At 59.2% G+C, this 20,215-nt stretch carries 30 protein-coding genes; 3 read left to right on the forward strand and 27 right to left on the reverse strand.

The features are described 5' to 3' along the window. Positions 1-19: 19 nt before the first annotated feature. The gene (locus EL199_RS08240) at positions 20-271 is read left to right on the forward strand and encodes a hypothetical protein (RefSeq protein ID WP_004142383.1); all 252 of its coding nucleotides are present in this window, start codon (positions 20-22) and stop codon (positions 269-271) included. Between the two features lie 48 nt (positions 272-319). Here EL199_RS08240 and EL199_RS13325 read toward each other — a convergent pair whose 3' ends face one another. The 27 genes from EL199_RS13325 to EL199_RS08370 form a co-directional block, all read right to left on the reverse strand. Then, positions 320-490: a GpE family phage tail protein gene (locus tag EL199_RS13325; protein WP_126316054.1), complete on the reverse strand. Its 171-nt coding sequence runs from the start codon at positions 488-490 to the stop codon at positions 320-322. Beyond that, entirely contained in the window at positions 481-786 is a 306-nt protein-coding gene (locus tag EL199_RS08250) for a phage tail assembly protein (RefSeq protein WP_004142382.1), read from the reverse strand. Before EL199_RS08250 ends, EL199_RS13325 begins: the two co-directional genes overlap by 10 nt. Before the next feature lie 15 nt (positions 787-801). Then, positions 802-1,308: a phage major tail tube protein gene (locus EL199_RS08255; protein WP_004142381.1), complete on the reverse strand. Its 507-nt coding sequence runs from the start codon at positions 1,306-1,308 to the stop codon at positions 802-804. Between the two features lie 9 nt (positions 1,309-1,317). Then, a complete protein-coding gene (locus EL199_RS08260; RefSeq protein WP_004142380.1) occupies positions 1,318-2,502 on the reverse strand; it encodes a phage tail sheath protein in 1,185 nt (394 codons plus the stop codon). Next, positions 2,499-3,017 (reverse strand): hypothetical protein, encoded by a 519-nt coding sequence (locus EL199_RS08265; protein WP_004142379.1) that lies wholly within the window; start codon positions 3,015-3,017, stop codon positions 2,499-2,501. Before EL199_RS08265 ends, EL199_RS08260 begins: the two co-directional genes overlap by 4 nt. Then, positions 3,014-3,538 (reverse strand): hypothetical protein, encoded by a 525-nt coding sequence (locus EL199_RS08270; RefSeq protein ID WP_004142377.1) that lies wholly within the window; start codon positions 3,536-3,538, stop codon positions 3,014-3,016. The genes EL199_RS08265 and EL199_RS08270 overlap by 4 nt, the downstream gene beginning before the upstream one ends. Positions 3,539-3,546: 8 nt before the next feature. Then, entirely contained in the window at positions 3,547-4,908 is a 1,362-nt protein-coding gene (locus EL199_RS08275; RefSeq protein ID WP_004142376.1) for a hypothetical protein, read from the reverse strand. Position 4,909: 1 nt separating this feature from the next. Continuing rightward, positions 4,910-5,179 carry a hypothetical protein gene (locus EL199_RS08280; RefSeq protein WP_004142374.1) on the reverse strand — a complete coding sequence of 90 codons (270 nt, stop codon included), beginning with the start codon at positions 5,177-5,179 and terminating at the stop codon, positions 4,910-4,912. Positions 5,180-5,186: 7 nt separating this feature from the next. Beyond that, positions 5,187-6,371 (reverse strand): hypothetical protein, encoded by a 1,185-nt coding sequence (locus tag EL199_RS08285; RefSeq protein ID WP_004142372.1) that lies wholly within the window; start codon positions 6,369-6,371, stop codon positions 5,187-5,189. After that, on the reverse strand, positions 6,368-8,299 hold the full coding sequence (locus EL199_RS08290) for a DUF4815 domain-containing protein (protein WP_004142370.1): 1,932 nt from the start codon (positions 8,297-8,299) through the stop codon (positions 6,368-6,370). The genes EL199_RS08285 and EL199_RS08290 overlap by 4 nt, the downstream gene beginning before the upstream one ends. Positions 8,300-8,304: 5 nt before the next feature. Next, positions 8,305-8,787 (reverse strand): hypothetical protein, encoded by a 483-nt coding sequence (locus tag EL199_RS08295; RefSeq protein WP_004142367.1) that lies wholly within the window; start codon positions 8,785-8,787, stop codon positions 8,305-8,307. Further along, complete coding sequence (locus EL199_RS08300; RefSeq protein WP_004142366.1) at positions 8,787-9,671, reverse strand: phage tail protein; 885 nt, start codon at positions 9,669-9,671, stop codon at positions 8,787-8,789. Before EL199_RS08300 ends, EL199_RS08295 begins: the two co-directional genes overlap by 1 nt. Continuing rightward, positions 9,671-10,510: a baseplate assembly protein gene (locus EL199_RS08305; protein ID WP_040355643.1), complete on the reverse strand. Its 840-nt coding sequence runs from the start codon at positions 10,508-10,510 to the stop codon at positions 9,671-9,673. The genes EL199_RS08300 and EL199_RS08305 overlap by 1 nt, the downstream gene beginning before the upstream one ends. Positions 10,511-10,579: 69 nt before the next feature. Next, entirely contained in the window at positions 10,580-10,945 is a 366-nt protein-coding gene (locus EL199_RS08310; protein WP_004142364.1) for a GPW/gp25 family protein, read from the reverse strand. A gap of 35 nt (positions 10,946-10,980) precedes the next feature. After that, on the reverse strand, positions 10,981-11,493 hold the full coding sequence (locus EL199_RS08315; RefSeq protein ID WP_004142361.1) for a phage baseplate assembly protein V: 513 nt from the start codon (positions 11,491-11,493) through the stop codon (positions 10,981-10,983). After that, positions 11,490-11,951 carry a phage virion morphogenesis protein gene (locus tag EL199_RS08320; RefSeq protein ID WP_004142359.1) on the reverse strand — a complete coding sequence of 154 codons (462 nt, stop codon included), beginning with the start codon at positions 11,949-11,951 and terminating at the stop codon, positions 11,490-11,492. Before EL199_RS08320 ends, EL199_RS08315 begins: the two co-directional genes overlap by 4 nt. Continuing rightward, entirely contained in the window at positions 11,948-12,376 is a 429-nt protein-coding gene (locus EL199_RS08325) for a phage tail protein (RefSeq protein WP_081447845.1), read from the reverse strand. Before EL199_RS08325 ends, EL199_RS08320 begins: the two co-directional genes overlap by 4 nt. Continuing rightward, positions 12,327-12,563, reverse strand: coding sequence for a TraR/DksA C4-type zinc finger protein (locus EL199_RS08330; protein ID WP_040355639.1), 237 nt, complete (start codon positions 12,561-12,563; stop codon positions 12,327-12,329). The genes EL199_RS08325 and EL199_RS08330 overlap by 50 nt, the downstream gene beginning before the upstream one ends. Further along, positions 12,524-12,739: a hypothetical protein gene (locus EL199_RS13745; protein ID WP_425594050.1), complete on the reverse strand. Its 216-nt coding sequence runs from the start codon at positions 12,737-12,739 to the stop codon at positions 12,524-12,526. The genes EL199_RS08330 and EL199_RS13745 overlap by 40 nt, the downstream gene beginning before the upstream one ends. Continuing rightward, complete coding sequence (locus EL199_RS08335; RefSeq protein ID WP_004142355.1) at positions 12,675-13,100, reverse strand: hypothetical protein; 426 nt, start codon at positions 13,098-13,100, stop codon at positions 12,675-12,677. The genes EL199_RS13745 and EL199_RS08335 overlap by 65 nt, the downstream gene beginning before the upstream one ends. Further along, positions 13,090-13,581 carry a lysozyme gene (locus EL199_RS08340; RefSeq protein ID WP_004142354.1) on the reverse strand — a complete coding sequence of 164 codons (492 nt, stop codon included), beginning with the start codon at positions 13,579-13,581 and terminating at the stop codon, positions 13,090-13,092. Before EL199_RS08340 ends, EL199_RS08335 begins: the two co-directional genes overlap by 11 nt. Then, positions 13,578-13,970 carry a hypothetical protein gene (locus tag EL199_RS08345; RefSeq protein WP_004142352.1) on the reverse strand — a complete coding sequence of 131 codons (393 nt, stop codon included), beginning with the start codon at positions 13,968-13,970 and terminating at the stop codon, positions 13,578-13,580. The genes EL199_RS08340 and EL199_RS08345 overlap by 4 nt, the downstream gene beginning before the upstream one ends. 2 nt (positions 13,971-13,972) lie before the next feature. Then, on the reverse strand, positions 13,973-14,182 hold the full coding sequence (locus EL199_RS08350) for a tail protein X (RefSeq protein ID WP_040355637.1): 210 nt from the start codon (positions 14,180-14,182) through the stop codon (positions 13,973-13,975). Between the two features lie 14 nt (positions 14,183-14,196). After that, entirely contained in the window at positions 14,197-14,631 is a 435-nt protein-coding gene (locus tag EL199_RS08355; protein ID WP_004142350.1) for a head completion/stabilization protein, read from the reverse strand. 167 nt (positions 14,632-14,798) lie between these two features. Beyond that, positions 14,799-15,470: a phage terminase small subunit gene (gene gpM / locus EL199_RS08360; protein WP_004142349.1), complete on the reverse strand. Its 672-nt coding sequence runs from the start codon at positions 15,468-15,470 to the stop codon at positions 14,799-14,801. Positions 15,471-15,473: 3 nt separating this feature from the next. Further along, positions 15,474-16,490 carry a phage major capsid protein, P2 family gene (locus EL199_RS08365; RefSeq protein WP_004142348.1) on the reverse strand — a complete coding sequence of 339 codons (1,017 nt, stop codon included), beginning with the start codon at positions 16,488-16,490 and terminating at the stop codon, positions 15,474-15,476. 12 nt (positions 16,491-16,502) lie between these two features. After that, positions 16,503-17,279 carry a GPO family capsid scaffolding protein gene (locus EL199_RS08370; RefSeq protein WP_004142347.1) on the reverse strand — a complete coding sequence of 259 codons (777 nt, stop codon included), beginning with the start codon at positions 17,277-17,279 and terminating at the stop codon, positions 16,503-16,505. 134 nt (positions 17,280-17,413) lie between these two features. On the opposite strand from EL199_RS08370, the gene EL199_RS08375 reads away from it, so the two are divergent. Together EL199_RS08375 and EL199_RS08380 are read left to right on the forward strand one after the other, a co-directional pair. Beyond that, positions 17,414-19,201 carry a terminase large subunit domain-containing protein gene (locus EL199_RS08375; protein ID WP_004142346.1) on the forward strand — a complete coding sequence of 596 codons (1,788 nt, stop codon included), beginning with the start codon at positions 17,414-17,416 and terminating at the stop codon, positions 19,199-19,201. Between the two features lie 8 nt (positions 19,202-19,209). Beyond that, positions 19,210-20,208 (forward strand): phage portal protein, encoded by a 999-nt coding sequence (locus EL199_RS08380; RefSeq protein ID WP_004142344.1) that lies wholly within the window; start codon positions 19,210-19,212, stop codon positions 20,206-20,208. The last annotated feature ends 7 nt before the right edge of the window (positions 20,209-20,215 follow it).

Raw genomic sequence — 20,215 nt, forward strand, 5'->3', positions numbered from 1 at the left:
AAGAGAAAAGGAGCGTGTCATGGAATTATGGGTACTGCTTTGGATCGTGGTAATTCTCACGGTGTTGGGCGTCATCGGCGTCTTCTTTTCCTTCCTCAACGAAGTGCTTTTTGAACCGCTCTATCTATGGTTGACTGACGTTTTCTGGGCCTGGCAGGCAAAACGGGATCGCCGCCGGATTGAAACCGAAAGCCGCTTGGAAAAAGAGCGCATGGACGCTGCACAAAAAGCATCCGGACGCCATCCGTTATCGCGACATCTTCCACTGTAATCTTCTTTACACGCCGCCCTTTTCGGGCGGCTTTTTCGTGCCCGGCATCTAGCGCCGGGCATCGTTGATGGCGGCCTGCTCGCGCGCGTTGCGCTCGCGGGCGATGGTGTGCCAGCGCAGCAACTCGCGAATGCTCATCCTGTCCATCTCGCTCGGCGGCCAGCCGCCGCCGAAAACAATGTTGATGTCTGCCCATGCTTCTTCGACGCTTAGGGGGATGGCTTCCCCGCGTCATCGTTGCCGTCAGCCCCTTCTCCTCCCGTAATCATGGTGGCGACCAGATTGAGGGCGAGCATCGTGTCGCGCAGACTGAGGCCGAGCGCCTCCTGTTTGGTCAGCGCCGGGGTGCTGATGCGCGGCAGCAACTCAACCAGGGCGCCGGTGTCACCTTGGACCAGATCGAATAGTTTGATGCCACGCAGCTCGCCGGCGCTCGGTTCGCGCAGGGTGATGGCGGTGACGGGTTTGCCGTCGCGAGTGACGGCTTTGCTGAGGGTCAGGGTGTTGTTGTTCATAGGGGGGCTCCTAAATTACATTTTCAGATTGGCGCGGCGCTTTTCCAGCATGTCCGTGCCGTCGATGATGCAGATGTTGTTGGGGAAGTCGATGTCAAAGAGGACGCGGCCATCGATGCTGTACTTAAACGTGGCGAGGCTTGCAGTGTATTTGGTCTTTTGCAGCTCGCCCGGCTTGCTCGTGCCAAGGTCGATTTCTTTCAGGCGGCCAGTCATCACCGCTTCGATGCCGTGGCCGCTGCAATCCATTTCGGATTCTGCCGAAGCGTTGATGCGGAATTTGACACCGGCAAGGCCACAGGTGCCGTAGATGGCGATCATTTCTGCGGTCTGTTCGCTGGCCTCAAAAGTCAGCTCCATTTTTTCCTGGCCGAGGTCGATGTCCACCGGCCCGAACATGCCGCCGGCGCGATATTCGTCGGTCTTGCGGGTGATTTTCGGCCATTCGATGTTGTCGATGATGCCGGCATAGCCGCGCCCTTCGACGGTGAGGATGGCGTCTTTAATAATCTTGGGTAGCATGTTGACTCCTTAGTTGGCGGCTTCGACGCGGCGGGCGAAGTCGATGAGGTAGATGTCGGTAATGGATTGCCGCAGGTTGAGGTTTTCCAGCGGCGGAACCGGCGTGAAGTTGTAGCTGATGCTGAGTTGCCCGGCTTTGAGGGTGTCTTTGCTGTTGACTTTGTCGTCGTACCAAGACTCACCGCCGAGCAGATAGCCGCCGCTGGTGAGTGTGCGCAGCTCGGCATTGATGCCCGCAATGATGTCGCTGGCCAAGCCGGGCGATAGCGGTTTGTCGATTGCCCACAGGTGGCCGCGTGCCACCGTTTCGGCGATGACTTGCGCGGTGCGGGTGTAGTTCTCAAAGGCAAAGAGCGCATCATCACTACATGTGCGGCTGCCCCACAGGCGGAAGCCCTGCTCACGCACCAGCGTTGTTACCTCCTTGCTGTTGAGGTAATTGGCATCGGTGGCGGTGCTGGTAATGTCAAAGTCCACGTCGATAGTGAGGCCGGTGACGCCGTTGATGCCGACGTTGGAAATGGTCTTGTGCCAGCCGGTGTCATGGTCGAGCTTGGCGCGCAGGCCGAGAGCGACGGCAACGGCGTTGATGGTGGCCGTTTTCTTGGCCGCCTCGTCGAAGCCGGTGAAGTCCGGCCACACCAGCATCAATTCGCGCGCATGGAAGTTATTGCGGTAAGTGGCCGCCTCTTCCTTGGTGTTGCCGACGGCGCGGGCATAGACAAAGCCGCGCAGCTTTTGCGCGATGCTGACCAACTCAGTGGTGACCTCCTGCGTGTCCAGCCCCGGCGCGCCAATTATGCGCGGCACGACGCCAAGCTCGGCCTTGGCCGAGAGGAGTGCCTTGGCACCGCTGCGGCGACCGTTTTCAAAGGTGCCGATGGTCTTGGCATTTTGATCGGCGCCGTTGTCGTTTTTCTCCTTGCTGGTCGGCACGCGGACAACGACGGTCAGGGCATTGGCCTGTTTGTAGATGGCATTCAGCGCGGGGGCAAGTGTGCCTTTCGTGCCTGCCTTGCCGATAGCTTCGGGCAGGTTGCTGATGAGGACGGCCTGATTTTCCGGGAATACGGTCGCGTCGGCGTCTTCGCCGGTCGCCACCAAGCCGATGACGGCGGTCGAGGCGGTACGCAGCGGGCGGCTGCCGTTGTTGATTTCGATGACGCGGACGCCATGTAAATACTCTGTGCTCATATTGTGCTTACTCCATAAAGGTGCTGATAGATATCTTGAGGGGATTGTTTGGCGGGGTTGTCCATGCCGAGGACGCAGGCGACAAACTCGCTGCAAAACCAGCGCGCCTCGGATTGGCGTAGCCACGGGAAAACAAAGCGCAGGACGCCGAGCCAGTCGTAACGCTGCCCCTGATGGCGGCGCAGCCAGTCGCTGACCGTATCAGCGGGCAAGGTGCGCAGGGCGCGGTCGTAATGTTCGGGATTGCGCAGGTATTCGGGGTCGATGGCGGGTAATAAGTCCCAGCGGTCGCCGGGCAACGCCATGAATTTGCCGCGCACGCCGCCATCGCGGACCGATGCCGACACACAGAAATAGACGCCGGGGCGGGTGGTGTCCGGGATGGCCAGCTCGCAATGCGAGTAGGGCGAGCGGGTAATGACACGGATGGCGCCGTCAAAGAGGTATTTGACGCGCTCGCGCAATGATGCGCCGGGGCGTGGGCGACCTTTGTAAAAGGCGACGTAAACGCTCATGCGTCACCTCCAGCAGGTGCTGCAGGCATCATCGGCATCATCGGCGGCTTGTAGGCGATAGCGATGGCATCGAGGGCGGCCATATCGGCGGCTGCATGGACGCGGTCTTCTATCGCCTGTCTTTGCCCGGCCACAGACGCGGTGAGCGCGGTGTAGGCATTGCTCTTCGCCAGTGCCCGCTCACGCAAGATGTCAAGCGGCACGCCGCGCGCTTTGGCGATACCGGCGAGGATGGGCGTGGGTGCGTTGTGGTCGGCGGCCCAGGCTTGCGCTTCTATGGCTTGCGACGCCCAGCTATCCCGTTCAAATTGCGGCACGCCGTCCAGCCCAGCAACCACGTCAATGAAACGCTGCGCGGCCTCGGCGGCAGCGTGCAATTTGGCGGTTTTGGCGGCGGCAAGCGCTGCCTGCGGGTTGGGGTGGTAATCGTCTTTGGCAATCAGGCGCAGGCCGTCGGCGGGGGTAAATGCGTCGAGGGATTCGCCGCAGATTTCGCCTTTAGCGTTGATGATGTAATACATGTGCTACCTCACACTTTGGGAATCCAAACTTCGGCGTAGGAGCCACCGATTTGCACGGTTTGTTTGATTTTCGCGCCGGCAAAACTGACGCCATCAACCGCCTGCATGGTTGAGGGTTGATTACGATAGCCACCCAGTGCAGCAACGCTGCCATCCGGATGCTCCAGCTGGTGACGGCCGTATTGAAAAGCGGTTGAGAAGCTGCCAAGGCAGACAAATATCAGCGCGTTGTTTGGCTCGGCCAAGGCGCTATTGCCGCTTTCATAGCGGACGCCTCCTTGCCCATCAATGAGTCTGATACTGCGCGCATTTGTCCAATGCTGTTTAACCATGCTGTAGAGCGCGTCTTTGTGTGACTGCAAGATTTGGTTTTCTGCTATCAGTATTCTTTTACCGGTTTCAGATGCTGCAATTGCGGCCATTGCAACGCTGCTGGCGATAACGATGCGCATAAATTTCTCATCGCCTGCGACGGCTCGCATCGCGACCTCGCTACCGGCTACGGCTCGCATCGCGACCTCGCTACCGACTACTGCTGTCATCGCAGTTTGGCTGGCGGCTACTGCTGTCATCGCAGTTTGGCTGGCGGCTACTGCTGTCATCGCGGTTTGGCTGGCGGCGACTGCCGTCATAGTCGTCTGCGACGCAGCGACTGCCGTCATCGCGGTTTGGCTGGCGGCTACTGCTGTCATCGCCACCTCGGAATCCACCCAAACACGGCGGGCGGTAGCCGATGCGATCAATGGTTGCATGGCGTTGTCAGATGCGACGACCGCTGCCAGCGCCGCCGGTGTGTCGATGATGTACTGGGTAAGTTCCGCCGATTTTGCGACCACCGCCATGCCGGTGCGGTGTTGTGGCCAGATGTCCCACAGGGCAGGCGCGTTTTTCCACAGCGCCAGCGCTTCCTCGCGGGTAAGGATGGCGGTCGCAGCGGTCACACTTTGTGCGATGTAGCCCAGCGCCAAACGGTTGCCCAGGCACTTGTTGAGGATGTCGGGTTGTCCTGCGAGCCAGGCGGCGACCTCGGCGTTGTCAATGCTCGCGCGGAAGAGCGCTTCGTTGTCGGTAAACCAGATGTCCCGGTTGATGGTGCCGGTCATTTCCAAGAGTTTCAGGTGGAAGTAAGGGATGGCGGATTGGAATTGGTTGCTCATGTGTTGCAGCACGCCGAAATTCACGTCTTCGCTCGCGATGACCTCACTGCTGTAACGGCGTTCGAGTTCGGCCTTGAGGGCGGCGGGGAAGGTGTCCAGGGCATCGGGGGCAGCACGGTAGATGACGCAAAGCTCGATGAGCCGGTCACTGTCAAGCGTGCTGAGGTCGGTATTGAGGATGGCGGCAACAGCCGCCTTTTGTGCGGGGGTCATATCAAAGTCCTGCCAAGGCTAGGGTTCGAGTTTTTTTCAGACGGGCTTCCAGTGCCGCCTTGTCTTCGCCGCGCGCGGTTTCCTCGGCGGTGATGGCCGCAGCGCGGGCCGCGCTTTCTGCGTCAACTGCTGCCTCGCGCGCAGTTTTTTCGTCATGGAGGGCGGTATCGATACCGCTCAGGCTGTCACGGATGCGACCGACATCTTCCGAGAGCAGGTTCTCTGCGCTCGGCAGCGGCAATTTGTAGTGGGTGGTTTTGTCGTCAGCCATAAGCACCTCAGGTGGTAATCATGCGCAGGGCGCGGGCGCGAGGGCGGGCGTTGATGTTGCCGGTCAGGGTGATGCGGCAGCGGACGGTGTCGCCGCCGGTGATGGCTTTTTTGTATTCGTTGCGCACCCAGCCGTCACCGAGGGGCTCGCCGTTTTCCGGGGTGCATTCCTGCCAGTGGCTGTCAATTTCGATTTCGACCTTGAGGGCGCTTCCGGCGGGGACATTGCTTTCCAGCGTCACGATGGCCTGGCCACGACCAGCAACAACGGCGCGGCTGATGTAGGTGGCGCTCTCTTGCAGGTCGCCGAGCGCGAGCAGCGCGCCGGGGTAAAGGATGGGCGAGCGGGTACGGCTGCCGCGCAGGGTGACGGCGGTTTTCAATTCGCCGTCGGTGCGCGCGTCTAGCCGTCCGGTTTGCTTGTCTTGCAGGTGATAGCGGTGGTCGTCGTTTTTGACGGTAAATGTGACGTCGGTCTCGGTGCCGGTGCGCTCGACATCGGCCATGAGGTAGAGGTCAGAGGCATGGTTGGCGGTGACGGTGCTCAGTTCGGCAGTGTGTTCGTTGGCGGTAAATTCGGCGGCGTAAATGCGGAAGGCAAGGTCGGCGTTGTTGTGCGGTGTCCAGGTACTAGCATTGCTGGAGGAGAGCAAGACGCCGACGCTGTAGCCCTGCTCGGTCACATAGCGCTGGGCGCGGCGGTCGTATTGGCCGACTTCGGCGATGGCGAGGCTGTGGCGGTTGTCATCGGTGAGGATGACAATGGCGGATTCCTGCAAAGCCTCGATGTAAACCGGCGTGGCGAAGTCCACCACAGTTTCTTCCCCGTCAGGACGGATAGCATCGGCCGTGATACGGGTTTCGGCCAGTACGGCGCCCGTCGGCAGGCCGGTCGCTGTCTCACGGATTTGCACCGTGACCGGCAGCGTGCCGATGTCCTCAAACCACAGGCCGATGGCGGCAATGTGGCGGCCTTCGGTAAGCAGGGTAAAGGTTTGCGCCAGCGGGTCGTAACGCTGCACAGTGATGACGCGGCGGCGTTCCTCGATGGTGATTTCGCCGCGCCCGATAAATTGCGCAAGGCCGCGTGTGCCACGCTCGCCGATAAACTCGACGCTTTTGGTGCCGGCAGGGATGCCCGACGGCAGGGTGAATTTACCCCGGGCGATGCCGCTGTGATCTGCTGTAATCATAGGTTTTCTACCTCAATTTCGATGCCGTCGAAGATGACACGCCGCAGCGGTTCGTCCGGCAAAAATCCCTCAATACGGAAGGTGATGGTGATGGGACGCAGGTGTTCGGCCTGTCGTGTGCCAATGGTGCGACGTTCGGTGTTTTCGGTGGTGCGTGTCAGGTTGCCGCCGCCAATCAGACGGGTCACGGCGGCGCCGTTGACGGTTTCGGTTTGTGTCCAGGTATCAACCGGCGGCATCAGGGTGACAGTCGCCGGAATGGGGTCAAAGGCGCTATACGGGTTGATTTTCATACCCCCGGTGCGCGCCGTCTGTTCCACCAGCACCACTTTTTTGTAAGGCAGGGTCAGCGGCCGGTCATGCGCAGAGAGCGGCGCAACATCGGCACGGATAGGCAGCATCAGCTCACCGTCCACGATGGCGGCGGTCTGGTTTTGCCCGAGGTCGCGCATGGCATCGTCCAAAAATGGGTCAACAAAGACACCACGGGTGGCTGCCGGGGCTGTCGCGATGGCGCGGGTTTGCAGACGCAAGATGGCGACTAGGTCGTAGAGGTCAAAGATGTCGGCGCGCATGTCTTGCAGGGTGCCCATACTGACTGCCGCGATCGCGGTGTTTTTCACCGCCGTTGGCGCATCCTTAAACCAAGTGTGCTGTAACTGCGCCAACTCCAGTTGCCCGCTCACGGCGGGAGTCGCTTTAGGGTTAAAGCGGCGCGGCATCCCCTTGATGCGGGTCAGTGCGCCGTTGCGGTCGATGGTGAGGGTATCGGTGCGCGGCAGACGCCATTGGTAGTCGATCAATATCAGCGAGCCTTCGACCGCACCTTCTACGGTAAAACCACGCTCGTCCGGATCAATGGGGGTGATCTGGGTGATGTGTTTATAGGTCACTTCGTAACTGGAGCCCGGTGCGGGTTCGGCGCCGGCGGGCGACCAGTCGATCATGCCGCCAGAGAACACATAGTCCTGCGTCTCCTTGTAGGTGGTGCCGCCCTGTTTGACCTCGACAATCTCGATCACAGCAGGATCGGGCAACGCGTCGGCCACCCCGGCATAACTGCCGTGCAGTACGGTGGCGGTAGCCTGTTTGGTGATGTCCACCTTGCGGATATCGTGGATAGGCGCGCGGTCCACATTGACCCGCATTTTTCCGCTGCCGCCGCTGGAAAACTGGTGCGGCTCGGAGAGGATGGTTTGCAGGTCAGGATCGAATGGGAAACGCAGACGCAGCGCGGTGGGCAGTTCGATTTCGTGCCCGTACACATGCGCTTTTCCTTCAAGCAGCGAATAGGTTTCTTCGCGATCATCATGCGACAGCCACACCAGTGACAGGCCGTGGATGACGTAGTGGCCGCCATTGTTGTCACGATCATACCTGGCCAGTGCCGAAGCAAAGCCGGAGAGGTCTGGCGGGGCGGACTTGATTTTGAGGACACCGTTTTCTACGTCATAGACACGATAAAAATTGCCGGTACCACCATCGGTGGACAATCCCCATACGGCGCTAATGCGCAGCCGTGCCGCGCCCGGTTCGTCGTAATTGCGTGTCCCTTCACACGGATCGCGCAGGGTGGGATCTTGCAGTTCAGTGACGACGGCCTCGGTCAGCCAGACGCCGATTTCCACGACACCGGTGAGCGGAATATTGAGTTTGGCTTCCGGCACATCACGGATGCGGCCGCGCAGGTAGATTTCCGAAGCGGCGCAGGTGGTCTCGCCAGTGTCGGGATTGATAACAACTGCGCCGCCGCTCTGTATCGAGCCGTCGCTCATGAAGCGGTCGGCGATACGTCTGAGGCGCGTGTCGTTGATGTCCTGCAATTCGTTCAGTTCGGGCGATTGCAGGCCCAAACCAGCCCGAAAGAGGATGGCCTCTTCGGCGTGGCTGTCTCGGCAGTAGTAATTGGCAAGGTCGATATCTTTCATGGCGGTCAGAAGGTAATGACAAAATCGAAGCTGATACGTGCGCCGACGCCACGTTGCATGGCGGTGATGTAATCAATGGCGAGGAGGGTGCCGGGCGAGGCTATATCACCCGGCGGGAAATAGGTTTGCCCGGCGGGCAAGCCGGCACGGGTCGTTGTACCGACAAAGACACCGAGCTCGCGGATGGTCTTGCCGAGGCCGTCGTTAAAGTCAAAGTCGGTACGCAGGTGCAGATTGGCGGTCGGTGTGTCACTCTTTGCGAAACGGGCACCGAGCATGACGATATCGCCGTCGCCCTGCGGGGTGCAGTACTCGACGAGGTTGACTTTGCGCCGCCCGATTTCATTGGTGAGCGCGATGGCGCTGCGCGGTTCGCGGGGCTGGGTGGTATCCCATTCCGCCTCGCCGCTCCCCCAGGCAAGATGCAGGGTGCTGCCCTTGATAGCGGTGGCAAGGGCGATACGTCCGGAGGTTGTAAGGATGGCCATTAGTCGGGGTCCTCGCAGTTGTTGATGATGACATTGGTATTGGTCCAGGTTGACGACGGCCACGGGGCATCCGCCCATACTTGTCCAAAGTAGAGGGCGACAGCACGCGGTGTACTGCTGCCCGCTTGGATGGTGTAGATCTCAAACGGCTGCGGCAGGTCGTCGAGATAGAGGATGTGCGCTTCGACGCTGCTGATGACGTGGGCGATGGTGATGGTGATTGCCACGGACAAGGAGGCGCCTTCGTACATTGCCCACGAGCCATGCGCGGTGCCAAAAGAGATTTTGGGCTGACTGCCAGCCGGCAGACACGGCAGTTGTGCATGGTCGATGCGGATGCCGGAGTCGTCATCCAGCAGGGCATCATCCAGCAGGCTGTCGTCCAGTCTAAATACACCCCGGTCGTAGCCGTACACTAAACGCCACAGCCGCGAGCGTACCGGCTGCGACAACAAGGCGAGGTTGACCAGCTGGCAGATTTGCGCGGGGGTAGGTGTCCCGTGTGGGCGCAGGTCGTATTCGGCGAAATGGCGGTGTGGCCGGTAGGTAATACCGGGCTCGTTGCGCTCGATGGAGGGCGGTGACTCGATAATGTCAGCATCTAAACCGACCCACGAAAAAGCGATATGCAGTGAGGCCGGTGTGCCGCGCAGACGTGTCCAGCGGATGCCCTCGCTGATGAGACGCCGCTTATCGCTGATGTAGGGGGTGATTTCGCCGAGGGCGTACTCCCAGATGAGCGCGTCCAGCCAGTTGTCAGGCGGGTCAAATTTGCGCCCCCGGATGGCGGCATCGTCACCTAGATCGAGAATGGCGGGCGCACCGGCTTGCGCCAGTTTGCGCTCAAGATCAGTGCTGTTGGGCGGCAGTAAATCGGGGCGCATCAGTAATCCCTGCCACCGAGATTGAGAGTGACGGTTCCGATGGCGGCGGTCTCGTCGGCGGCAATAACGACGTCACGCGCAGGCGCAGTTAAAACGACGCGCTGCACCCCGGCGGCGTGCAGCGTGTGGATGAGCCAGGAGCGGGTGAGGTCGCGCCCCAAACCAAGCTGACTGCCGACGGCACGACGCAGTGTAGCCGGTAGGGTATTGAGCAGGTCGGCGTTGCCGTCGGGCAGAAGCCACAGGGTGGCGGCGATGTCGATGGTTTTGACGGTGGCAGCGCGGACTTCGAGGGTGTCGGTGAGGACGCGGATGTCCGTGCGGTTGAGGTAGTCGCGGGTATGGGCAAGCAGGGCATCATCCACCGCGCCGTCGTGGCCGGTGATGGAGACGCGCACCAGCCCCGGACGGGGGCTGTCCACATGGGCATCGCGGATGGCGGGCGAGGCGGAGAGGGCGTGCCAGCGGTAATGCGCCGCTGGCCCGGCGGTGGACGAGCCCCGCACCCGCTCACGGATACGAGCGCGGAAAGCCTCGTCGCTTTCGCCGGGGTTGCGGCTCAGGCCGTAAAAGTCGGCAAGACGGTCGAGGTCGCGGTCAGTAGCAAAGGCGAGCAGGTTGGCGCGGGCGGCGTGATTGATACGCGTGCGCAGGAGCAGTTCGAGGTAAGCGGATTCTTCGAGGACTTTGGTGACGGGCTCGGATTCGAGGTCAAGGGTGTTACGCCAGTAGTCGCGTTTTTCTTCCGGCCACAACGCCACGAAGGCGGCTTTGCGCCGCGCGAGGATGGTTTCGTAGTCAAGCTCTTCGATGACGTTTGGCAGGGATGTATCGCTCATGCGGGCATTGTGGATGTGCCCGCGCGCGCAGACGAGTGACGGTTTTCCGCAGGGCGCGGCTGTGGAAAATCAGTGGCGCAAGGTGGCTTGGCCGCGCAGTTCGGCATCATCTAAGGTGCGCGCGGTGTAGCTGATCTCGGTTTTGCCGTCCATCGTGATGTCGATGACGGCAGTTTCGAGGACAACGCGCGGCTCCCAGCGGCTGGCTGCATCAACCAGGGCGGCGGCAAGACGCAATCGGTTGGCCGGATTCATCGGCGCATCAATCAGGTCAAAGAGGTGGCTGCCGTATTCGCGGCGCTGGATGCGCGAGCCGATGGGGGTGGTAAAGATGTCAGCCAGCGACTGGCGGATGTGTTCAAGTTTGTGTGCGGTGTTGCGGCCATTGTCGCGCCGCATTCCGCCGGTGGCATAGGCACCGTTACCTGTAGTCATGGCTGTTTCCTGTTTTTCGCGGTCATTTGAGGAGGTCACTGTGGTGTGCCGGTGACCGATGGGCCGGACATGACGCCGGGGTGTACATGGGTGTCGCCGACGTTGACGCCGTTGTGGGTAAGGCTTGACGACTCAAACCTGATAGCCTTGGCGCGCAAGGTGATTTCGCCGGGGGTGTCAACCAGCAGCTTTTTCCGCTTGCTGTCGTACTCAACGATGGTGCCATCATCAAATTCGAGGCGGTCGATGGTCGGGCGGTCGTCCACGGGGATGTCCGGAGCAGGGACTTCTTCCGACCAGATCATGCCGATCACGGTGGCGGTGTTGTAGTCGCCGCCATCCACACTGAGGATGATTTGCGCCTGTTTGCGCAGCGGTATCCAGTGGCGGTAGTTATGGGTGATAAAGGCCGGAAACGGCAGCCAGTTGGTGAGGATGTCGCCGCTTTTGGCGCGAAACTCGCGCTTCTCCCAGTCGATTTCTTCGACGGTGGCGATGCGGGTGGCGTTGTGCGTCTGGCGCAGGTGGTCGGAAAAGCCGAAACTCATGATGTCATCCCCTGCAAATGACGCAACAGACTCTCTTGGATCATCGCCGCGTCGCCCTCGGTGATGCCGAGTAGCGGCCGTTCCGGGTAATGCGCCATCCCGAATTGTAGGCGCTGGGTCAGGCCAAAGTGGTGGACACTGGCAAGGTAGCTGTCATGACCGCGCCAGCCGATGCGGATCAGGCTGTCGCCGACCTCGACGCGCAAGCGCTTTGCCTGGCGTAGTTTGCGCATCATCTGTTTCGGGCGCCCGCGTCGGGTGCGGCCATACTCTTTGCGCGGTTCCCATGCTGTGCCGTCCGGGTCGGTCTGCGCCGCCATCCGCTCCCGGTTGACCCGGCGCAAATCCTGGCCGATTTTACGCAGCAGTTTGCGCTGTTCGGCAGGGGTGAGGCGGTCAATGGACAGCTGTATCCAGCTTGCGAGTTCGCCCAGGTTGTGTTCGAGTGAGGCAGTCATGGCGTCAGGGCAGGCGGGTATAGTCGGCGGTCGATGTGTACCGCCGGGCAGTTGTTGAGGCGGGTACCATCCTGCTCAACTTGGACGTGGTAGGTGTCGGTCAAGCCCTCGATAGTGAGCAGCAAGTCGACGTGGTTGTTGTCAAGGATGTCGGCACGAAAAGAGATGGCGGTTGCCGCGTGTCCCGGCTGCTCCGCAGATAGCCATTGCCCGGCGAGGTAACACAATGCTTCCGGCGGGCCGCTGTAATCGAGTACCAGCACCTCGGCTGTGTACTCAAGGCGCAGGTTGTGGTTGCCGGGTTGGTCAGGGTGCTGATAGTGGTGGCGTACTTTGCCCGAGGTAGCACGCACAATGAGGTCTTCCGGCTGGATATTAAGCCCGCCGGTAAGTAGCTTTTGCCGCAGTGTGTCGAGTTTTTTCATGGTATTGCTGGCATTCAGTGCAGCGTTGCGCGTAGGGATTGGCACGACGACGCGCTGCGGGGATTTCATCGCCGCAGTCAATACAATAAGTGCTGCCGGTTGCTGTTTCTCCGCGTTGTTGTGCTGCCGCCAGGGCAGCAGCGCGGCTTATTTCTTCGAGCTCGCTGGCTTTGTCGGCGTTGTCCATTGTGTTCTTGCGGTTTTAATCCAGCGGGTGGTGTAGTTGTGCTTGCTGCGGCAGTCGGCATACTGCTTGGAGGCTTTACGCACCCAGTCGACCAAGTCGCCGAGGCTGCCGTCATTTAGTAGCGGCAGGTCGGGGCACGGGCGTAGCGCGCTTGCCTCCACTGGCGGTGGGGGCATTTTTGCGGGCACTATTACCGCCGGGGCGGATGGCTTTGTTGAGCAGGCTGACGCCAGTATCGTCCAGACAAGGACGGCTGCGGTCAATCGTAGCGAGGTAGGCATTGAGGGTGTCCTCCGTCTTCTTCATTTGTTTCTGCGTTGCTTCATGGTTGGCGGCAAATTCGACGGCTAGGTGTTCGTAGGCGCTGAGTTGTTCGCCATACTTGCCGACAGCGTTGTTTAGTTCGTTCGCGAGCGTCTCAAATTGCTCGCGTAATACGGACTGCTGCCCGGCACGATAAGCAAGACCCACAGAGGTGATGTTGTAGGCAATCAGCACCCCGGCGCAGATGATGGTGAGCGGTTTACTAAGCAGCATAGGGGGTCATCCATTGCCGGACTTCTTCTTCGCGGCGGTTGCGCAGTACTGGCTGCCCGGCAGCATAAATCCAGCGGCGCAGCTGATCGGGGACGACGGCGTAATCGCCGGCATTAAGCAGCCGGCGCAAAGAGCTACGCCGTAAGGCATCAACGCCGACGTTAAAAGTAAAAGAGGCCAGCGCATCAAACTGGTGATCGGCAAGCTCTACTTTTATTAACGAGTCGACGGCGGTTTCCGCCACATCGTTGTCATGGTCAAAGAGATGGACAATCTGGTCATTACTGAGGCCATCGCGCCAGCGTACCGCGATACCGTTGATGTAGAGCTTGCCGCTGCTGAGTTCGCTACGCGTGAGCAGGTGACCGACACCAATGGTCGGCAGACCAGCGCTGTCGAGGTACATTTTGCTGCGGCTGCCCTCGCGGGCAATCAACAATTCCGTGCCGCGCTTGGTCATTTGTCTGGTAGGTTTAGTCATTTGTCCCCCCTGCGGATTTTTTCAAGGATTTCGATGATGTTCATTTGCTGGTATTTCTCCATTGTGTAAAACAGGGCACGCACCAAGAACCAGCCTGGTAGCCCACATAAAAAATAGATGGCACCAGCCTGCATCCCGGCCAGCTCATCGCCGACGGGGTGGATGTTGAGGTAGTGGGTGATGACGTAGCTGCCGAGACCAATCGAGCACATGACGGTACTGATAATCGCGGAAAACCATTCGCGCGCACTGCGCGGCTGGGTCATTGACATCACCACGACACTCGCCGCTACTGGGCCTATGATGTACACGAGGAGTTTGAGTAATGCCGCCCCAAGCGCGGGTTGGGCGGCGCTGGCTGCGGTGCTGCTGGTAATCGGGTCGGGCATAGTTAGTCCCAAAGTCTGAGGGTGGCGGGCGTTGTCTGTGCGGGTTGCAACGGGATATGGACCGGCGTACCTGCCACCAGCCGTGGCGTAGACAAAGCGTGCGGGTTGGCATCCATCACGGCGGCTATTCCACGGGTGGTACCGATAGTGCGGTAGCAGACGTCGTCCAGGGTTTCGTGCTGGTGTGCGATGACGGTCGTGGGGTTTGGCATGGGTCATGGCTCCCTCATATCAGGGCGATGGTGGCGCGAGATTTACCGAGGACGAGGCGCAGCGCCTCACGTGAGCGTTGTAGTGCTGTGCGGATGCGGCGCTCCAGTCCATCGGCACGCTCGCTGCCTTTTGCGGTAGTGTCCACATCGCGATACTGCTCAAGTTCAAATGCCTTGGCGCGTTGATAGACAGCTTGCCGGTAGTGGTGCTGTTTGCTGTTAGGCAAAGGGGTTTGCTGTGCCTCACGCCAGACGGCGAGTTCGTCGTTGACGAGCAGCACCGCCGTGCTGAGGATTTCGTGGCTGCGCGCGTCGCTGACCGTGTCATCGACCCGCATCCGTTCACGCCAAACAGAGACCCTGATGGCGGGGTAGTAGTCATCCGTCTGCAGGTCGTCGTTGTAGCGCGGGTCGGTTGTGGCTCGGTGCGGGATAAATGCGCTGCTCATGGGGCGTCCTTCTAACTTCTAAAAAGGCCGCCGTGGGAAAACCGGAGAAAAACCAGCGGCGGCAAGTGTGACGAGGTACAAGGTGCGCGGTTGCGGCGGACAGGGTGAAACTAACTAAAGCCCTGTACCGCCGCGCCCCGCGCGGGCTGAGTTGTCGGGTGTGTGGGTTATTCGTTTTTGTCTTGCGCGGTCTGCTCTTTTTCCAGCTGCGCAAGCAGGGCTTTGCTGCCCACTTTGGGGTTGAGTTCAATGGCGTGGCGCAGATGCGTGATGGCGGCTTCGTCATTGCCTTCGCTGTGCAGGGCTTCGCCGAGGGCTCGGTGCAGCTTAGCGCGTATCTCATCGACCATATCGTGATCAGCGGTCGCGTCCAGGACTTCGCCGAGCTGTTCGGCACTGATGGCGGGGATGGTACCGGTCGGGGTACTCAGCCAGCTTTCTGCTGCCATTTCGGCATAGAGCGACGGCAGGTCGCGGGTAAATTGCTCCGGTGCCGGCAGCTTATGGCGCAGCAGGTAATCGCCAACGGCCAGGGCGCGGTCAATGTCGCCGACATCAAACGCCCAGGGCATCATCTGACTGATGACAGGGTCGGGCACTCCGGCATCGGCGGCCAAAACGCCGTCGATGTAGCCGTGCCACTCTTGCATCAGTTCTGCCTTTTTCGCCTGCCGTGCCTGCATGGACTGGATGGCAGACAGCTGCCGTTTGTGCGCGGCCAACTGCGCCAGCGCCAGTTCGTATTCGCTGCCCTGGATGGTTTCTTGCCGTTCGGCAGCACGCTCAGAGGCGATGCGGGCTTCTTCGCGCTGCTTGTGTAATCTTGCGGGGCTGGCCATGTCTTACTCCCAACCACTACCGTCCGCTTTCGGGACAAGGATGCCTTCGACAAGGCAGCAGGCATCGTAGTCTTCGATAACGTAGGCTTCGTTCAGGCTGCGGTATTCTTCGATGCGGTCTTTGCGCGGGTTGTCGAGATAGGCAAGGCGCGTGGTGTTGCGCTGGGTGTAGATGGACAGATTGGAGAGCGGCGTAATCAAAAAGGCATCGTCCGGGAAAAACGGCACGGACAAGGTGCGCAGGCCGCCGAAGAGCTGACTGACCATCAGTTTCTCCAGGGCATTACGCTCGGTTGGTGCGCTGCTGTCCCCTATCAAGGCGAGGTATTTGTCGGTGATCAGCTTGCGCCCAGCGATGAGGACGAGATCACCGTCCTGATACCACGGTTCAATCAGTTCATGCGCAGCGTCATAGACGGCAGCGTCAATGTTTTTGTAATCGTGGCCGGTGATGCCACCGATTTTTTTGCCGGACATCACAGCACTGGCCTTATGGTCGCGCAGTTGTTGCAGCCAGCCTTTGTTGACGTCTTGCAAGAGAGGGTTGGTGGTGCGGTTGGTCGTCGCTGCCGCACTGGTGCCGTTAAAGCCGATCATCAGGCGGTCACGTGCAATCTGCTTGCTGGTTGCCGCGCGCAGAAGCGCCTGGAATTCGGGGCGGTGCCGCCAAGAGTCGAGAGTGGCGTAACGGATGTGGGTATCGTAGTTGGTTTGTTCGCAGCGGTATTTGTCCGCGGACAATGCTTTGATGTCACTCGTCTGCCGCTCGGCTGTGCCGCTGGTATCGGTACGACCGGCGATGGTGCTGTTGACGCCGATATGGACTTTTTCCCCTTCCATCGCATCCACGATGTGGCTGTTGATGAGGCTCAAAAAGGCGCTGCTTTCCTGAACCTTTTCGACCAGTCTTTGTTCGACGGACGGTTCGACGGCAAATTTTTGCGTGGCGTCGGCAACGCCGTTGAGCTGGGCGATGCGGCTCAAGAATTGATTGTAGGCAAGGCGGGTCTGATTATGCATGGTGGTGTGTCCTTAGCAATCGGTTTGCGGCTGGCTGCTGCCGGTCGCCATAGGTCGCGTAGAGGTAAAGTGCTGTTCGGGCGTGGCCGCAAGGGTGGCCGGGGTGCCATCCAGCACAGTGCGAAGAGCGGCGATGTCGGTACTCAGTTTTTGCAGCGTCTGCTGCGTGGCGGCATGGTTTTGGATGATGCCCTCAGCAAGAGAAACGGTTGCCTCATCCAGTGTGTTCAGACGGGTGTTGGTGTCGGCGGCGGCTTTGCCCGTTTTCGCAAAGAGACCTTTGATGCGGCCTAGCAAGCCTTGCTCGTTATCGCCGGTGGCAGGGGGCTCGTTTTGCGGGGCGGATTCGCAGTAGTCAGAAAAGATGTGGGTTCGTTCGCGCTGCTGGGCGGCAGCGAATTTGAGACGGCTGGTACCGACACTGGCCGGACTGTCGGTGACGCCGAGGCCGACAAGATAGGCCTCACCGCTACCGGCAAAATTCGGGTCAATCTCAACCGATGTAAATACTTTTTGCCCGGATTGGTTGATCTTGACCAATTCAGGGGTAGGCGCAAGTTGAGCCAGCAGTATGGTTTTACCTTCGGCGTTCTTGTCAGTTTTGAGGTCGGTGACATCACCGAGAGGGGCAAAGCCGCTGTCGGCGAAGAGACCGCGCATGTGTTCGAGCCAGATGCGCGCCCCGTATTTTTTAGGGTCGTAGTTCTTCGCCATTTGCTCCAGGTGGATAGCGCTGATGTTGCGCCCGTCAACGGTGGCGCCTTCGGTGGCGACAATGTGGTAAGTCATGTGTTCTCCATGCGGTACAGTTGCATCCATGATGGGCGGGCATTCGCAGCGGTTCAACGGGCGGATTTCCACAGGGGCGGGCTGCGGAAAATCCGTCTTTGCGCACGCGGAGAGCCCTGCGCACACTGTGCGGCATGAATGAATCCCGCTACCTACCCCATGATGCCACCACCAAACTCAACGCCAAGCTGATGTATTGGCGCGGCTACGGCTGCGCGGAAATCAGCCGCCAGCTGGATGTGCCCATCTCTACCGTGGTGTCTTGGCGTGATCGTGACAAATGGGATAAAACCAGCGTTGCCCGGCGTATTAACGAGCAGGTGGATATGCGTCTCAGCATGCTGGTCGCCAAAGAAGGCAAGACCGCCGAGGATTACAACGAAATCGAATCCCTCAGCAAACTACTTGAGCGCACCGCACGCATCCAGCGCTACGAGTCGGGCGGCAACGAGGCAGATTTGAACCCCAATGTCGAACGCCGCTCGAAAAAACACCGTGAGCGTGCGAAGGAACAAAGCAATGCACCCAAAATCAGCACAGACGAGGTCGAGGAATTACGCCGTGCCTTTTTGGCCAATATTTATCCCCACCAGCGCGCGTGGTACGAACACTCGAAACGCTATGAAATGCGGCAATACGTCAAATCGCGGCAAATCGGCGCGACGTACTATTTCGCGCAAGAGGCTTTGATTACTGCGCTGACCACCGGCAAAAACCAGATTTTTATTTCCGCGTCCAAATCACAGGCGCATGTGTTCAAATCCAACATTGTCGCCTTCGTCGAAAAGACCATTGGCAAGACCCTGCGCGGAGAACACATCAAACTGGGTCCCGAAACTACCCTCTATTTCCTCGGTACCAATTCCAACACCGCGCAATCGTATTCCGGCGATTTGTATGTGGACGAGTATTTTTGGATTCCGCAATTCGCCAAGATCCAGCATGTGGCCAGCGGCATGACCGTGCATGATGACCGCCGCATCACCTATTTTTCCACCCCCTCAACGACGACCCACGAAGCCTATCCATTGTGGACGGGGCAGCATTTCAACAAGGGCCGACCAAAATCTGAGCATATCAATTTGGATGTGTCGCATGCGGCATTGAAAGAGGGGCGTTTGTGCGAGGATGGCTATTTCCGCCAGCTGATTACCATCGAGGACGCCATCAACAGCGGCTTTGACCGCGTCACCTTGGAAAAACTGCGCATCAAGTTCCCGCCCGGCCAATTTGAAAATCTGCTGATGTGCCAATTCGTCAACGACGGCGATAGCATCTTCAAAATGGCCGAATTGCAGCGCTGCATGGTCGATGCCTGGACGGTGTGGCAGGACTACACCCCGCTCGCCGCCCGACCACTCGGCGATGTGCCGGTGTGGATTGGCTACGATCCCAGCCGCTCGCAAGATGACGCCTCGCTGGTGGTTATTGCCCCGCCGCAGGTGGAGGGCGGCGTGTTCCGCATTATCGACAAGCAGAGCTTTAACGGCCTCGATTTCGACGCACAGGCGCGCAAAATCCGCGATTTTTGCCGCATGTACAACGTCGTCCACATTGCCATTGATGCCACCGGCATCGGCCAGGCCGTTTATGACCTGGTGCGCCAATTCTTCCCGCGTGTGCGCAAGATTTTGTATTCCGTTGAGGCCAAAAACGAGATGGTTCTCAAGGCCAAGCAGCTCATCGCCCACGCGCGCCTGCAATGGGACAACGGCTGGACGGACATCGCTCATGCTTTTCTGACCATTCACCAAGCGCAGACCGGTTCGGGACGGCAGGTAACGTACAAGGCCAGCCGCACCGCCACCACCGGCCACGCCGACCTCGCCTGGGCAACGATGCACGCCCTCATCAATGATCCGCTTGGCCAGATTGACGAGGCGGGGTTCAGCGGCCGGCGCGGTTTTGCCCGTTCTTTTTAGGAGATTTTATGACTGACAAGCATTTTTTTACATGGAGTGACCCAATTCCGGTCACGGGGCCGATGTTGTTGGAGTTTTTGGAATGCGCCTATAACGGCCAATATTATGAATTTCCGTTTTCCATTGACGCGCATGCCAAATATTATTATTCGCTACTCTATATCCGCAGCGCATTACAAGCAAAAGTCAATATTCTTTCCAGCTGCTATCAGCCACATCCATTATTCCCGCGTCAAGCATTTGCGCAGTTGGCAATGGATTATTTGTGGTTTGGCAATGCTTATCTGGAAAAATCGGTTGCGCGTACCGGAAAATTACTTGCCCTGCGCCCCAGCCCGGCCAAATTCACCCGCCGCGATAAAGACAACCGCTATAAATTTATCAGTAATGGCGACGGTATTCTGCATGGTTACACCGTGCATGATTTCCCACCCGGTGCGGTATTGCATTTATTGGAACCGGATGTGAATCAGGAATTGTACGGCGTGCCGGAATGGTTACCGGCCATTCAAGCGGCCTTGCTCAATGAGGCCGCAACCAAATTCAGGCTGCGTTATTATCAAAACGGTTCACATGCGGGCTATATCCTCTATCTGACCGACGCCAATATCAATGAAGACGACATTAAGAATTTAGAGGATGAATTGAAGGCATCAAAAGGGCCAGGGAATTTCCGCAACTTGCTCCTGTATTCCCCCAATGGCAACAAGGATGGGATTCAGTTGTTACCGATTTCAGAGGTGGCCGCCAAGGATGAATTCATGAACATCAAGGCTGTCTCCCGCGACGACCAGCTCGCCGCCTGCCGCGTCCCCCCCAACCTGATCGGCATCGTCCCGACAAACAGCAGCGGCTTCGGCAGTATCACCGATGCCGCCAAGATTTTTGCCCGCAACGAGGTACAGCCATTGCAGGAGCGCTTTACGCAGATCAACGCCTGGCTGGGTGAGGAGATTGTGCGCTTTGTGCCCTACGACATCGGCGAAGTTGCAGACAGCAAAGCATAAAAAAAGC

It is taken from the genome of Cardiobacterium hominis, from assembly GCF_900637305.1.
In the GTDB taxonomy this organism is placed as follows: Bacteria; Pseudomonadota; Gammaproteobacteria; order Cardiobacteriales; family Cardiobacteriaceae; genus Cardiobacterium; species Cardiobacterium hominis.